This window comes from Bosea beijingensis, from assembly GCF_030758975.1.
Lineage (GTDB): Bacteria > Pseudomonadota > Alphaproteobacteria > Rhizobiales > Beijerinckiaceae > Allobosea > Allobosea beijingensis.
On the sequence record NZ_CP132359.1, the window covers coordinates 235,188 to 249,339 of the forward strand.

Annotated in this window: 13 protein-coding genes, 1 tRNA gene and 1 pseudogene; 3 read left to right on the forward strand and 12 right to left on the reverse strand. The window is 58.9% G+C overall.

The genetic code is table 11. The annotated features are described in order from the left end of the window. Positions 1-794 precede the first annotated feature (794 nt). Positions 795-1,472 carry a recombinase family protein gene (locus tag Q9235_RS01135; protein ID WP_306224936.1) on the forward strand — a complete coding sequence of 226 codons (678 nt, stop codon included), beginning with the start codon at positions 795-797 and terminating at the stop codon, positions 1,470-1,472. 923 nt (positions 1,473-2,395) lie between these two features. Here the strand turns inward: Q9235_RS01135 and Q9235_RS01140 are convergent. From Q9235_RS01140 to Q9235_RS01150, 3 genes are all read right to left on the reverse strand, one after another. Next, positions 2,396-2,959, reverse strand: a complete 564-nt coding sequence (locus Q9235_RS01140) for a hypothetical protein (RefSeq protein ID WP_306224937.1) — start codon at positions 2,957-2,959, stop codon at positions 2,396-2,398. 75 nt (positions 2,960-3,034) lie between these two features. Next, complete coding sequence (locus Q9235_RS01145; protein WP_306224938.1) at positions 3,035-3,448, reverse strand: PIN-like domain-containing protein; 414 nt, start codon at positions 3,446-3,448, stop codon at positions 3,035-3,037. After that, complete coding sequence (locus Q9235_RS01150) at positions 3,445-4,140, reverse strand: DUF433 domain-containing protein (RefSeq protein WP_306224939.1); 696 nt, start codon at positions 4,138-4,140, stop codon at positions 3,445-3,447. Before Q9235_RS01150 ends, Q9235_RS01145 begins: the two co-directional genes overlap by 4 nt. A gap of 374 nt (positions 4,141-4,514) precedes the next feature. Here Q9235_RS01150 and Q9235_RS01155 point away from each other — a divergent pair, with 374 nt between their 5' ends. Beyond that, positions 4,515-5,810, forward strand: coding sequence for a hypothetical protein (locus Q9235_RS01155; protein WP_306224940.1), 1,296 nt, complete (start codon positions 4,515-4,517; stop codon positions 5,808-5,810). 82 nt (positions 5,811-5,892) lie between these two features. Here the strand turns inward: Q9235_RS01155 and Q9235_RS01160 are convergent, their stop codons facing one another. The 4 genes from Q9235_RS01160 to Q9235_RS01175 all read right to left on the reverse strand — a co-directional run bounded on the left by Q9235_RS01160 (position 5,893) and on the right by Q9235_RS01175 (position 8,688). Further along, positions 5,893-6,675: a hypothetical protein gene (locus Q9235_RS01160; RefSeq protein ID WP_306224942.1), complete on the reverse strand. Its 783-nt coding sequence runs from the start codon at positions 6,673-6,675 to the stop codon at positions 5,893-5,895. Positions 6,676-6,808: 133 nt separating this feature from the next. After that, entirely contained in the window at positions 6,809-7,273 is a 465-nt protein-coding gene (locus tag Q9235_RS01165) for a DUF4231 domain-containing protein (protein ID WP_306224943.1), read from the reverse strand. After that, entirely contained in the window at positions 7,270-7,719 is a 450-nt protein-coding gene (locus Q9235_RS01170) for a TIR domain-containing protein (RefSeq protein ID WP_306224944.1), read from the reverse strand. Before Q9235_RS01170 ends, Q9235_RS01165 begins: the two co-directional genes overlap by 4 nt. Positions 7,720-8,361: 642 nt before the next feature. After that, positions 8,362-8,688, reverse strand: coding sequence for a hypothetical protein (locus Q9235_RS01175; RefSeq protein ID WP_306224945.1), 327 nt, complete (start codon positions 8,686-8,688; stop codon positions 8,362-8,364). A 170-nt stretch (positions 8,689-8,858) separates the two neighbouring features. Here Q9235_RS01175 and Q9235_RS01180 point away from each other — a divergent pair, with 170 nt between their 5' ends. Then, positions 8,859-9,026: a helix-turn-helix domain-containing protein gene (locus tag Q9235_RS01180; protein WP_306228069.1), complete on the forward strand. Its 168-nt coding sequence runs from the start codon at positions 8,859-8,861 to the stop codon at positions 9,024-9,026. Here the strand turns inward: Q9235_RS01180 and Q9235_RS01185 are convergent. From Q9235_RS01185 to Q9235_RS01200, 5 genes and pseudogenes are all read right to left on the reverse strand, one after another. After that, positions 9,013-10,395 carry a site-specific integrase gene (locus Q9235_RS01185; protein ID WP_306224946.1) on the reverse strand — a complete coding sequence of 461 codons (1,383 nt, stop codon included), beginning with the start codon at positions 10,393-10,395 and terminating at the stop codon, positions 9,013-9,015. The genes Q9235_RS01180 and Q9235_RS01185 overlap by 14 nt on opposite strands. An 81-nt stretch (positions 10,396-10,476) precedes the next feature. Further along, positions 10,477-10,599 (reverse strand): annotated as a pseudogene (locus Q9235_RS26815) (hypothetical protein); the annotation flags it as partial. A 66-nt stretch (positions 10,600-10,665) separates the two neighbouring features. Beyond that, positions 10,666-10,741, reverse strand: a tRNA-Ile gene (locus Q9235_RS01190). A 185-nt stretch (positions 10,742-10,926) separates the two neighbouring features. Further along, on the reverse strand, positions 10,927-13,335 hold the full coding sequence (locus tag Q9235_RS01195; RefSeq protein WP_306224948.1) for a methyl-accepting chemotaxis protein: 2,409 nt from the start codon (positions 13,333-13,335) through the stop codon (positions 10,927-10,929). Between the two features lie 317 nt (positions 13,336-13,652). Next, positions 13,653-14,060, reverse strand: coding sequence for an acyl-CoA thioesterase (locus Q9235_RS01200; RefSeq protein WP_306224950.1), 408 nt, complete (start codon positions 14,058-14,060; stop codon positions 13,653-13,655). Positions 14,061-14,152: the final 92 nt, after the last annotated feature.

The window sequence follows — 14,152 nt, forward strand, 5'->3', positions numbered from 1 at the left end:
GATGGGTAGGATAGGGTATGCATCTCAGCCAGAGGAGTAGCGTATTAGGATAAAGGCGTTCTCGTATCGGTTTCATTATGTATATGAAATATTGCATGTAATACAATGATGCAGATATGGATCAATAGATAGATATGTATCTAGATAGCTAGTTAGTCAGATATGTATATAGGTAGATAATTAGATATTTATATGATTGTATAGGACGCAAGAAAATAAACTACCACACAATAAAGTATGTAGGTAACATACCGTGTAGATAAATATACATGAATTCACCCTTATAATGAGTTGATATTATTGATGACATCTTATTGATATCTGTTAGTTTTTAAAATTAATACTCAATACAATAATTCAACAATTAGAACTCATCAAATATCCGGCTCAATGAATGAGTTGATACGTTAAAGTAATCTGCCGGATATTTTGACGATCGAGCGAAAGCTTGGTCTAGCGCGAACATGGGTTTGAATACAGCCCATTTCACACGCCGATCGTTCTGCGGCTGAGACGGAGATCGACCGACAGACAGCCGTTTATCGCAACTATCGCTGCTGGGATGCAGTATCTCCGTAAGCCTAATCGTCGAGATCGCACGTCGAGATGATCAAGCCCGACTCCACCGCCCCTACCGAGACCGAGCTGCGGGACACCTAGTGCGGATCGACGGCCATTCTAAAAGTCGACTCGCTGTTCCGCCCCCTCCATCGAAGGCTAAGCCGGATGTCTTGACCGTCATAAAGCGATGCCATTACATTTGTAGCAACGAACATAGCTGAAAGTGTAACGCAGTGGCCGAAGGCAAATTCGTCGCGTACTACCGAGTCAGCACCGCCCGGCAGGGTCGCTCCGGCCTTGGCCTTGAGGCACAAAAAGAAGCGGTCCGCTCGCATCTCAACGGTGGCAACTGGAATCTTGTTGCCGAGGTTGTCGAGATTGAGAGCGGCAAGCGCCCTGATCGCCCGAAACTGGCGGATGCTCTCCGGCTCTGCCGTCTGCACAAGGCCACGCTCATCATCGCCAAGCTGGACCGGCTGGCGCGCAACGTCGCGTTCATTTCGAACCTGATGGAGTCGGGCGCCGAATTCGTCGCGGTCGATTTCCCCCAGGCGAACCGGCTAACGGTCCATATTCTCGCTGCTGTTGCCGAGCATGAGGCCAAGGCCATTTCCATCCGCACCAAGGACGCTCTGGCAGCCGCGAAGGCTCGCGGCGTCAAGCTTGGCGGGGATCGCGGCAACCTACCGAAAGTTGCCGCTCAGGGGCGCGCTGTGAGCCTCAGAGTGCGGCAGGAGAAGGCCAGCGGCCGTGTGGCTGATCTCTATCCGATCGTCGCAGAGATCAAGGCGGGGGGCGCCAGCTCGCTCCGGGCGGTCGCCAAGGCTTTGAATGAACGAAGCATCACGGCCACGCGCGGCGGATCTTGGAGCCCTGTGCAAGTCAGCCGGCTTTTGGAGCTTAGCAAGTGAGTGGCCTGCTTGCGGATAGGCGCCGCATGATCGCGGCGGCTGAAGATTTCGGCCGATCTCGCCAGCGGCGTCGTGTTGAGGCTCTGCACCAACCCCGCCGAGGATCTTCCCGAAATGGCCGCTCGGGCGGAGATGTTGGCAGACCTGATCGATCGAGGAGAAGCCAGTGATACTTGGGCGGAGGTAGCGGAGGCGCGGGTTGTGGACCTGCGGCTCATTAGTGAGCCGCTTCGCTGTGTCGCCGTCGGCGACGACGCCCAATCCAGTGCTGCGGGCCTGCTGGGTGCGCTCCGCGTATTACCGCCGAACCGAAGCAACGAGCATAAATAGGGCCGGTTGAGGTCGGCCTTCCTGCAGACCTTTCCGACGTTGACGCTATGGATTTCATCGTCACCTAGCTTTCGGACAATACTACCTCAGATGCTCCAGGGCTCAGCTCGCAAGCGATGGCAGCGGGGTTGTTGAGCGGCGACACCGGCATTTCTCACCCAATATTCTTCCTTGAAATCTGAAGCGAGTGAGATTGGAGGTCGACGCGATGGACACCGACGCACACAAGCGGCTCCGGCCTGCCTGTTGATCCAGCTATCCTGGCGCTGGCTCGCGCTCTCGGACGCCGAGCCGGCGCTCGGCCCGATGTCGTGTTTAAGCTTGGTGATGCGGAGTAGCCACTCCCGGTCATCGAGGGGCTCGATCCCCCAAGGCGGAAGCCCACGCCCGCCGGCAAGGCGCCGAGGAAGTTGCGCCGCGAGCCGCTCAAATAGGAGGCCCTGTGCCGATCGACGATAAGCTGGGCGCTCTGGTCGACGCTCTCGCAGATTATGCCGCCGGCTTGTCGCCGGAGGAGTTACGGAGAGCGTTGGAGCAGCCGCATGAGATGCGCTCCCCTCCTCAGAAAGCCCCTGTTCTCGCTTTGAGAACCGCTAGCGCCGAGGGCGAGCCGCCTGAACCACCTCGACCTCGGGAGCCAGAATGACGGTCCGGGACCGATAGCCATCGATTTTGTCGTTCTCAGCCTTGACAGGCACGAAGCGCAGGGTTCGACGGCATTTCGGCGAGGTCACGGCGGTTTTGATCGAGCCGCAGACATCTTCGAGCGAGGCCTGCTCGGCTGCGGGCTGAACCTTTACCGTCAGGACCATGAGCGTGGCAGTCGGATGAATGCAACGGAACTCGTCTTTATCCGCGTGAAAGCATTGGAACCCAACGACCTCGACGCCGCGACCGATATACTTGTTCGGGGTAATCTGCAGATCCACGGCGTCGGTCCGCTTGAACTCGGCAGGCTTCGCCGCGATCACCTCTTTTGTCGAGGCGCTTGTTTTTGCTTCGTTCGTCAGGAATGCCTGGGCATAGGCGTCAAAGCATTCGAGGCGGGCGCTGAACTCTCGGATCGCGGTGCATTTGCGCAAAGCGTCCGCGTCATCCGCTTTTGCAGATCCTGCCATCATCACTACGGCGGCGAGCGCCGCTCCGGCCATGCGCATTTCGATCTCCCCAGGGTTGCAACGGAGATTGCGATGGCGGCGGAATGCTCGCAATAGGCGTGCGTGAACGTCCGCCTAAAGACGAATGACCGTGAATTTCGATTTGCTGTTGTGGTGCCACGGAACGCGAAATGCGCTCGCACTCACCAGCCGTGCCTGCGCCAGGATCTGGGGCCACCAGCGGACGAGACGCTCTGCTTGCAGCCAGTACCGATGCTCGGCCCACTGGCTGTCCATCACGAAGACGGTATGGCCGGCGCTTCGAAGGGCAGCTCGCTCGGCGTCGTTCTGCTTTTTAAAGCGATCGATTGACATGATTACCCACGGGCCATCCTCGACGAGCGCGCTTATCCATTCGATGTCATCCGCTCTCGGCGAGAATCGGTCTCGGAGGTGGATAACCTCTCCCACATCGACTTCGGATTTCGACAGTTCTCGCATCGCGTGCGCGATATTCGGCGACAGATTGTTGTCGAAGAATATCTTCAAGCGGCGAGAGCCTGCTCATATCGGACAGCCGCCTCAACGTCGCGAGGCCGGACATCGAAAATGCGCGCGACCGCGCCCTTGTCCTCACCCTCAGCCTTAAATGCGGCAAATAAGGTGGCGGTAGGTATTCCAGCCTCCGTCACGATTGGCGCGCCAAACTGTTTGGCGGGATCAATGACGATAGACTTTTTAGTCGGCCCCAGCGGGAACCAGCGCCTCGCAGTCTCTCCGTCATAATCAATGCCAGCATACAAAGACGGTGTGACAATCGTCGAAAAAACAAACTGAGCTTTCCTTGGATCGAGCATGCGGACCTCGCCGGCCGCGTCGACAGCCTCTGCGAAGATGCCTTTTCCATCCGTGAGAAAGCGGCGCATCGTTAGCGGGTAGTCGCTATGAAACATGTCGCGCGCAGCGTCGGCCGTCGCGCGGATCACGCGAAGGTCGACACCGTGCTTGGCGAACGCGTTCACGAGCCGCAGCTCCAGAAGGTCTCGGAAGCCGATCGTCGGCTCGGGCAAATCTTCTCCCGATAACTGCGTCTTCCAGAGCGGCGCTGACTCGCGCTTCTCGCCTCGATAGAGGCGCTTGTATCCGAGGAGCCACCGGCGAACCGAGCGCAGGTCGGCGCCCACAAGCCGCGAGGCTTCTGGAAGGCTATACAAGCCGGTGCCGATGAGAGTGGTGTCCATTACCATACCGATAGGCGTCACGGATCACAGCCGCTTCGTGCGCCGAATTTGTTCCAAGGAACGTGCCAAATCAAGGCTTTCTCGTGAGCATGCATACGGCTCGCAGCCGTTGACGAAGGCGCTTCACCCCTCTCGGGCCTAGCCGCCGCTGTGCCCCACAGCGGTTGCTACGGCTTGGTTTGGTGCGTATCTGGTCGTTCGAAATTCCCGTTTGCATCGCATGCCGGAGGGTCGCTAGACGAGCCGAGCTCCGATGACCATTAATTTGAAAGGCGACTATCGCTGATCAGATTCTCGACGATCCGTCAGCTTTCTGGCAACGCCGATGCGCTTATGGTCGGGCTTACGGTCGCTTACGAGGCCGGGGGGAAAGAATGAAGGTTTTCTGGTCCTGGCAAGACGATTCGCCTCGCAAGACGAACCGGCAATTCATCAAGGCCGCGCTTGAGGAGGCTGTAGCGGCTATCGAAGGTAACTACGTGGCGGAGGATGCAGACCGGCCTGAACTTGATCACGACACCAAGGGGGTCGCCGGCGCCAAGGAGATCGTTCCGACTCTCATGGCAAAGATCGCAGCCAGCGCTGTTTTTGTGGCCGATGTCACCCCAATAGGTACGACGGCCAAAGGCAAGGCATTGCCGAACCCCAACGTGATGGTCGAACTCGGCTGGTCCCTCCACAAGCCAGGCGACGACCGGCAAATCTACATTCTCAACACCGCAAATGGGTGGACCGCTGACCAACTGCCATTCGATATTCGGCATCGGCGTGTTCTAACTTATACGCTTTCTGAAACTGCGGATGGTAAAGCCTCCGAGCGAGTAAAGAAGCAGTTGGTGCGCGACCTGATCGGCGCCATTCAGGTGATCTTGCGCGAACATCTCGATGAGAAAGCGCAAGCTGCGCCAGCGGTAGGGCGGGCCGCGAAGGCTGATGAACCGTCGATTTGGGACGGCGGCGAGTCCGGGTTCAAGCATATGGACTCGATGGGGCGGGATTATTGGCAAGAGGTTAACATTCCCCCCGGACCCCGCGCTTACCTACGAGTGATCCCCACCGGCTGGAAGGCAAAGCCGCCATCGGCGGCCGCAATCGGGCGGCTGGATATCTACGCAGCGCCGGATGCGTTCCCGGGATCAAACGTCGGCAATTTTGGCGTCACTAGCGAGGGGTTCGTCAGGTACTGGGTCGCGCGTGAGCCTGGACCTCCGGTCAGGGCTGAGGATGTGTCTATGTATTTCGACGCAACTGGAGAATTCTGGATCCTCCACGGCAGCGCTGTGATTGAGGCCGGCAACGGTCGCCGCTTCCTGCAGCTAGCCTGGGTGTTCAAAGGTTGGGCGACGGCACTGAGAAGGATCCAATGGCTGCTCGACCACTTTGGAGCACTCCCCGCCCGCCGCGTGGAGGTGGGTTTTACAGGCATGGAGGATGTCAGATTTCCGGGCGGATGGCACATCTCGTCAAATCCGCCTGCGCGTCGTAACGCATGGAAGCTCGAACGAACCCGGCGGGACTGGTCCAACCCTGCGGAGCAGGAGGCATTTCTCACCGAAGCTTTCGATGAGGCGTTTGCGCTATTTGGGCTTAATTCGCTGTCGCCTGCCAAAAAACTGGAGTTCGTGCGTGAAAACGACCCGGAGCGGGGGTGCCAGTCGCCTTACCACTAACCGGCGATGTTTTCGGGATGTTCGGCCCCAAGGCTTTCGAGCTCATCTTATCGGCTAGGCCTAGCTGCTAGCTGAGCAAATTTTAGTGTCCGAGAATGTTCTGAATGCGAGCCTGCAATGCCTGCGATAGAGCCGCCAACCCCTCATTGTTGTTAAGGTATCTAATATAGCGAAGGTGCCTGAGATCAAAGGGCACGTCATGGTCATTTTGGGTTATGATGATCACTTCCCGCCCGAGCGTGTGAGCGATCCCGGCTTCATAAAAAACGTTTGGGTTTCTTCCGGTGAGGTCGCAAACAACAATCCGGCCTCGGTCGATCAAGCTTACAACGTCCTGGACTATACCAGGAGCTTCCCATATCTCGTCGGCGCGTCTCGTTAAGAGGTCGCACTGGGCTCCAGCCTGCTGGATCGCCTCATAAACCCGCGCAAAGCCAGCATCGAAGGGCATCATCACGGACAACAATTGCGGTTCGATTGCTTGATGTTCGGGAATGTTGAAGACCTGAGGCCGTTGCCGACGCGGATTTACGTTACGGAGAAGGAAACGGTACAGGTCGACGTCCTTTACCGCCCAATAGTTCCGGTGCCAGTCAAAATCGTTCCGCTGACGGTCCATGTCGAGCCGGCCCTTTTGCGCATGCAGAGATGAATTTCGTAGCGGCGGCACATCTGGATCGAGGGTGTACTCAAACCTTACTTCTCGAAAAACGATCCGGGCGGTAGTGACCGTCCCGACCCGGCAGATCTCGTCGCGAATGCCTTCCGGAATGAAGAGGCATGGGAGGCGTATCAGCCGATCAAAGGCGGGAAGGTTGCCGTCCTTGAACTGGGCCTCAACATTTGGGTCCGTGTTCTCGAACACGCGACTAATATCCATCGACCCGGTTGAGTCGTTCCAGTCGTAGTGGCGCATTATCACATTGAACATTTCGCCCTGCCACTCAGCCTGTTCCAGCGTCCGTCAAGAGCAGCTCGCCGTTGCCCGACAATAAATCTTAGTTCGGTGCTCTTGCAGGCCTGCGCTCGCCGCGCGGCGCCGTATCAGCAGCCTTTTCCTGGCTCGCAATCCATTTCGAATGCTCAGTGGATATGAGGCTTTCCACCCGCTCGACCAGAAGCTTGCGAGCATCTCGGTCGTCAAATCCGTCATACGGATCCGCCCGCTCGATGTAGGTGTACTTCTCGTGGCGGAGCGCTTCGCAGGTCGAGCGGTAGGTAATCCAGTTGTGCTGCCACTGATTGATGTGGCTGACAGCCTCAGTGATCGCGATCATCCCTCCGAGAACGGCAGCGATATGAGTGTGGCCAAGCAAGGCAGCAATCGGGATTGTTGCGGATGCGGCGATCACAAAATACTTCGCCCATTTGAAGTTGCGCTGGGCAGAACCGCTCCGCTGGTCGTACCAGCGGATCTGAGCTTCTAGGCGCTCGTAGCCTGAGTCGGGCTCAACGTAGCTCATGCCGCCGCCTCAATCATTCTCTGCAGATCTGCTACGTTCCATAAATACCAGGGAAGATGCTGCACACTCGGTGGCTTATGCAAGCGATCAGGGCCATTGGGCAATCCCATCAGGATGACCTTCTTGCCGAGGTCCAGCGAGGTTTTCAGCTCCCAGTCGACCCACTGGCTCTGATATGTGTTGGCGCCAAGTAGGCCGACTGCAATGCTGGAGCGGCTAATTTTCTCCTTGATCTTGCCACGGATATAGCTCGAGTTCTGGCTATCGTACGGGACACGCACGGACTCATCATAGAACTCCAGCGCTACGTGCTGATGCCACGCCAGCAGCCGAACGCCATCGACCTGTTTCTTGTCTTCCATCTTAAAGCTCAGAAATACCCGCTTCATCTTTTCCCCCTTGTCGATACTGCAGCCGGAGAATTGCAGGGCATGCTGGCTGCGCAACCTTAGCGCGCGGGTTGTCCCCAGCGATCAGTCAGGCGGGACACTGCCTAGATGCTGCTGTGGACCTGCCGCGAGGCGTCGCAGCGCCTTCGGCATTTCGCACAGGCTGGGGGAGGCACAGTTACGAAGGTTAGTACTCGAAGCAAAAATGAAGAAAATATCGTAGCAGAGGCAGATGGATAGGCGATCATTCGCGTGCCCTTAAGCGGAAGCGCACCATCCGCCGGGGACTTGCATCGCGACCGAAGACCGGGGCGCAAACATCACCGGTCGGCGAAACTGATGTAGAAAAATCAATGACTTGGTGTCGCGTCGGCCCGGTCCACCCCTGGGCAATGTGTTTGATGAAAGAGGTCGGGGGACCGGTTTCACCTCTGCCAATTTCGCTCGCCGAGATCCCCCCGGCAAATGGCTAGCGCCCTGAACAGCCAGTTGTATTCAAGAATGCGCCTATTCGAGCCAGTGCCTTCGAGGCGATGCCACATGCCTCTTCAGGAGCGCCAGGATGGCCCGTGAAGCCCATCGGACCTAGCGGCAAGGGTCGACCACATGTTCACGCGACGAGGGTGCCGGTGGGCTTCCTAGGCGTTTTTGTCTAGGACCAGAATCGAACAGCTAGACTAATGGTTGTCCATCAGCGCGTCAGAAGCCCATGAGCATTCTTTGCCAAGTCGGCAGCTTCGGCACCATTCCTGCCCGATAAGCATCCGCAATCATTGGAAGCTGCTTGCTTCCATATTGCTGCTGGATACGTTGCTTCGTTTGGATAATTATCTCTGTTGGGATTTCTGCCGCATCAATATTTGCAACGAAATTCGCTTCTGCCTTTGAAACACCGGCTTCCATACCCCCCAAGTAAATATGCGCCCTCACCGCCTCGGCACCACGCATCGTATTAGTCTTGAGTAATATGTAGACCGCAGAACCGACAACCAATCCGAGAATTAAAACTTCCACGTCGCCCCCCATTGCACCGACGATATCGTAGCCACCTAGAATTATCTGATTTTTGGATAATCCAAAAATCGAATTACCCGCCTGCTGACCACCGCGTCAACAGGCAAATGGCAAAGTCCGTTCACTCCGAAAGGCATAAGCAGATCGCGACCGCACTCGCCGAGCAGCGGCGCGTCAAAGGCATGTCTCAAGCACAGGTCGCCAGTGCCTTGGGACGGCACCAGCCTTTCATTGCCAACATCGAGAGCGGAGAGCGGCGCATAGACATCGTCGAGCTTCTCGACATAGCGAGCATAATCGACCTTGATGTCCAATCGCTTGTCCGCAGGCTTCTGACTACCCCACGCTGAACTTCAGCCGCTCCATCGCCTCCTTGAGCTGTGGAACGGTGTAGCCCTTCTGAAAATAATTCTGCTGCGTTACACCTTCCTGTGCATGTCCGACCAATGCCTTCACGATTGGCTCTGGCACATCCGCCCGCAGCAATTGCGTAACAACGGTATGTCGAAGGCTATGAAACACGAGTTCCTTCCGTTTGAGTTCGAGGCGCGGCAATAAGGTATCGTTGAACCATCGCCCCAGATTCCGCCCCCAACCATTCTTGGAGCAGTACCGGAAATCCTGGAATAGCTTCTGCTTTCCCTTGCCGCGCAACTCATCAACGTACTGCAATAGACCCAGTTCGATGAGCCGCGAGTGAATCGGCACAAGTCGCTTGGATGCTGCTGCCTTCAGCGATTTCCCTTCATCGTCCTCATTGAGATCAAAGCACCAGATGCCACCTTCTTGACGGATATCCTTTAGGTGGACTTGTGCTATCTCATTAAGGCGAGCACCCGAATATATGCCAATTAGCGGCCCCCATTTCTGGTATGGCTTCCGCTCCGCTCTCGTATCCGGGGCGCATATCGCATTGACGATTAAGTTGACCTCATCAGCACTGAAAGACTCGCGCTTGCCTACTTCGTTGCGGCGGCTCTGCCTGATTGTTAGACCTGAAAAGAGATTCGCCTTGACGTACCCGTTTCTCAAGGCCCAACCAAACATATCCCCGTAAGTCTGGATATATTTGTTGATCGTCTTCACGCTAAGCCTAGGTACGTCCGCAACAGCAAGCGCGGCATCAAGCGCCTTCCCGCGCGTCTTCGGATTCTTCGATCGGTTTTTCGGATATTTGTGAAGGGTGTCTTTCACCCTCTTCGCATCTTGAGGTGATAGCCGTGCTACGTCTGCATCGCCTCCGAGTATCTCAGTGAGCAGCGCGAGATGATCGGCCTTCTCGAATTCGGTCTTCGCGACCCATTGGCCAGCACGCTTCTTGTCGGCTTCGTAGGCTTTTCCCAATTCAGATAGGGTCATTGTGAATTGAGCATCGGCAGGCTGATTTACTGCCACTTCAGGCTTCGGACCGAAATCGTAAGACAGTAACGTTTCATTATGTTTGAGAGAAGCTCGGGCATAGCTTTGATAACCAGCAATCAATTCTTGTCTTAGCAACTGAAATTGATTCGAACCGCCGTGGATTTGCAGGTCGTATTTCTCGATGAAGCTGCGAACGGTGTCGTCATCGATCGACAACTCCGGCGCTGCCGCAGCATTTTCGCGACTTGCCCGATCCAATCCCACCATTGGACCCGTAGCCGCAATGCTCTCAATATCCCTATTGAGAAATCGGTGGAAATGATCCCGCACCACGCTGCGAATCTCGTCGTACCGCATTCCGCGTCTTGATCCCGCTTCAATCACAACATGCGCCATCTGACTCACTGAACGAGAGAAGCGCAACGCCGCTTTCGGATCGCGAGTCCGTAGCGATATCCGCAACGTGGATGGCTGCTGCTTTGGATGAAGCCGTCGCGGAATCGGCCACCGCAGATAGTAGATTCTGCTTCGAGACAACTGCAAATAGGCGGGATTGAACACCTGAATGCCTCACCAGACTGTCTCACCGGCAGAGACATAGGGCCAAGGCACTGATAATAAAGGGAATGGTGGGCCGGGCCGGACTCGAACCGGCACCGGCGCTGTTATGAGCAGCGAGCTCTAACCATTGAGCTACCGGCCCGCTCCTCGCCTAGAGCATCGGGCGGAAAAGTGGAAGCCACTTTTCGGAAAATCCGATGCCAAACAACGAGCTAGATCACCGCCACCCGGCAAGCAAGCTGCATCAGGCTCGAATCGAAAGGGCCTCCCGGCATACCGGGAGGCCTTGTTTCGGTTTGGAGAGCGAAGCGGTTCCGCTTTGTCGTCTCAGGCCGCGGCGGCGTGCCTGCGTTCGCCGTGCTCCTCGGCCGCATGGCCCTGGCGGAAGGTGAAGCGGCCGATATGCTCGGTCAGCGCCCGCGTCTGCTCGTCGGTCAGCGCGAGCGCGGCATTGGTCTCCTCGACCAGCGCGGCGTTCTGATGTGCCATCGTGCCGATGCCGTCGATCTCGGTATTGATCGCCGAGACGTCGCTGGCCTGGCTGCGGGCGGTCTGCGAGATACCGTTCATCAGGCCGGTCAACTCGTTCACCGAAGAGACGATCGCACCGAACATCGCCGAGGTCTCCTCGACCAGGCCGACACCGACCTTGACGTCGCCATGCGCCGCCTCGACCAGCTTCTTGACGTCGTTCGAGGCGTCGGCCGAGCGCTTGGCCAGACTGCGCACCTCGGTCGCGACCACAGCGAAGCCCTTGCCGGCGTCGCCGGCACGGGCCGCCTCGACCGCGGCGTTCAGCGCCAGCAGGTTGGTCTGGAAGGCGATCTCGTCGATCATCGCGATGACCTCGGAAATCTTGCTGGAGGACTGGCGGATGCGCTGCATCGCTTCCAGCGCCGAGGCCACGACCTTCTCGCCCTGCTGCGCGCGCTCTTCCGCACCCTGCGCCATGCCGGTCGCCTGGGCAGCCTCGCTCGCAGTCTTCTTCACGGTGCCGGCGAAGGCGCCGAGCTGATTGGTCGCCATCGAGACGGCGTTGCTCTCCTCGCTGGTCCGCTCGGCGAGATCGGTTACGCCGTCGAGGATCTCGCTGGTCGCGCTGCGGACGGCGGTGACCGTCTCCGCGAGGCGGGCAAGCGTGCTCTCGAACTCTTCGGCGAGCGCGTTGGTGCCGTCCTTGAGCTCGGCGAAGGCGCCCTGATACATCCCCTCGATCCGGGTCGAGAGATGGCCTGCCGACAATTGCGACAGCACGTCGCAGGTTTCCAGCAGGCCGGTCTGCACGGTCTCCAGCAGCGTGTTGACCGAGCCGGCGAGCGCATTGAGCTCGGGGTCGGCGAACTGCGCCGCGACGCGCTGGGTGAAATCGCCGGCCGCAGCCGCCGCGACGACGACGCCGAAGGCCTCGCCCAGCTCGCGCATCATCTCGCGGCGCTGCTCCTGCGCCCGGGCCTCGTCCTCGACCTTGGCGAGCTCGGCGGCGCGCAGCGCCACCGCGTTGTCGCGGAAGAGCAGGACGCTCTTCGAGATGTCGGAAATCTCGTCATTGCCCTTGGTGTCGACCACCGTTTCCAGCGCACCGTCGGCAATGGCCTTGGTCGCGGCCCAGAGCCGGTTGAGACGGCCGACGATCATCGGGCGGACGAAGAAGAAGGAGAGCGCCAGCGCGACCAGCAGCGAGGCGATGCCGATCGCGGCCAGCGTCATTTCGCTGCGCTGGATCATCGCCTTGGTCGAGTCACGGCCGGCAATCGCGCCGCCGCGGGCGGAAGCCACGAGCTCGCCGACCTCGCGGCGGACCTTCTCCGCCGCCTGGTCGAGATTCTTCAGGCCCGCGACGATCGCCGCCTGCGTCGCGAGATCGCGCTCGCGGATGGCGACGAGGCCACCGGCGCCTTCGCCGAGATCGGTCACGGCATTGACCGCCTGCCCGCGCGCCGGATTGGCCTGGAGCATGTCCGCCGCCATCAGAAGACCGCGAACCTGGCCGAGCTGCGCCTTGAGGCGCGACTTGGCATGTTCCAGCTTCTCGGTGCTGTCGACCTGGGAGATCTCGCGCAGCAGGCCGACCGTCTCGCTGATCTGAAGCTGCAGCGACTGTGCGGTCTGGAGCGATGACAGGTCCTTGTCCAGCACCTTCGACAGCGCGGCGTCGAATTCGGCGCCGGTGAGCTGGGCCGCACTGGTGATGTTCATCTTGACGTTGAACTGGGCGTCGGCCGTCTCGAAATCGGCCATGGCGCTGAAGCCGTCGCGGGCTTTGGACAGGGCCGCCAGCGCCGTCGCCGTGTCGGCGGCGTTGCGCAGCCGCTCTCCCGTCAGGTCGTTGATGTCGTTGATCTGCCGGGCCAGGTCGTCGATCGCCGATTGCGGCTTGGACTTGTCGACCTTGCCCTGCTCGGCGATGCGTCGCAGCATTTCGAGCTGCCGGGCTTCCACGGTATCGAGCTCGCCGGTCAGGGTCGCGCGCTGCTGCAGGGTCGAGACCTCGCTGAAGCGGGCGGCCAGCGCGGTCGACTGCGTCGCCGCCTGCGAGAGTTCGAGCGCGAGCTCCACGACGGGCATCTTCTGCCCGACGAGGTCGTCCACCGTCTGGTCGACGCTGTTATAGGAGAACCAGGCGACCGAAGACGAGACGATGGTCAGGGCCGTCATCACGCCGAGCGCGGCGTAGATGCGAGGCGCGATACCGACCCGCATCGGCTTGCCCTCACGCACGGGCTTGGCTTTCGTCATGAAGTCGTACTCCGGAATTCACGCAACGCTGGAGATAAGGAATTCAAGAACAGGAAGACTTGTCCGCTCAGGCTGAACCCGAGCCGGTCCTGTCGAGCGGCGGACATGGGAATCCCCTCCCTCTCCCGGCGTGCTGGCCAGGCGGCAGGATCCGCATGCGGCATCGAAAGACCATGGAAATCCCCTAGCCGGGGCGTATCCCCCGGTCTGGAGCGCAGCATCGTCCAAGTGCGCTTAAAGAACGCTTAAAAGTGGATTCTTTTGAATCACTCGTGCGCGGGCGGGATTCACCTGACGTTAGAGGAGGTTAAGTTCCTTTAACCTTCAAGCTTCGGCACCGGCCTCGGGCGCCCCTCCTCGTCGATCGCCACGAAGGTGAAGGTGGCGTCGGTGACCTTCTCGTGCAGCGTGGTACGGAAGCGCTTGGCCCAGGCCTCGACATGGATCTTCATCGAGGTGCGGCCGACGGATTCGATCTCGGTATAGACCGAGAGCACGTCGCCGACCTTCACCGGCCGGAAGAAGGTCATCGCGTCGACCGCGATGGTGACGACACGCCCCTGTGCCCGGTCGACGCCGGCGATGCCGCCGGCCTGGTCCATCCGCGACATCACCCAGCCGCCGAAGATATCGCCATTGGCATTGGTATCGCCCGGCATCGCGATCGTGCGCACGGTCAGCGTCCCGCGCGGGGCTTCCTCGGGTCCGTCGGCAGCGGGGCTCATCGGCATCCTTCAGGCAGGCGGGGAATCCGCATCGCCGATGATGCTGACGCTGCGACGGGTGCGCAAGCGGCGCTTTGCACTGCCCGGCGATG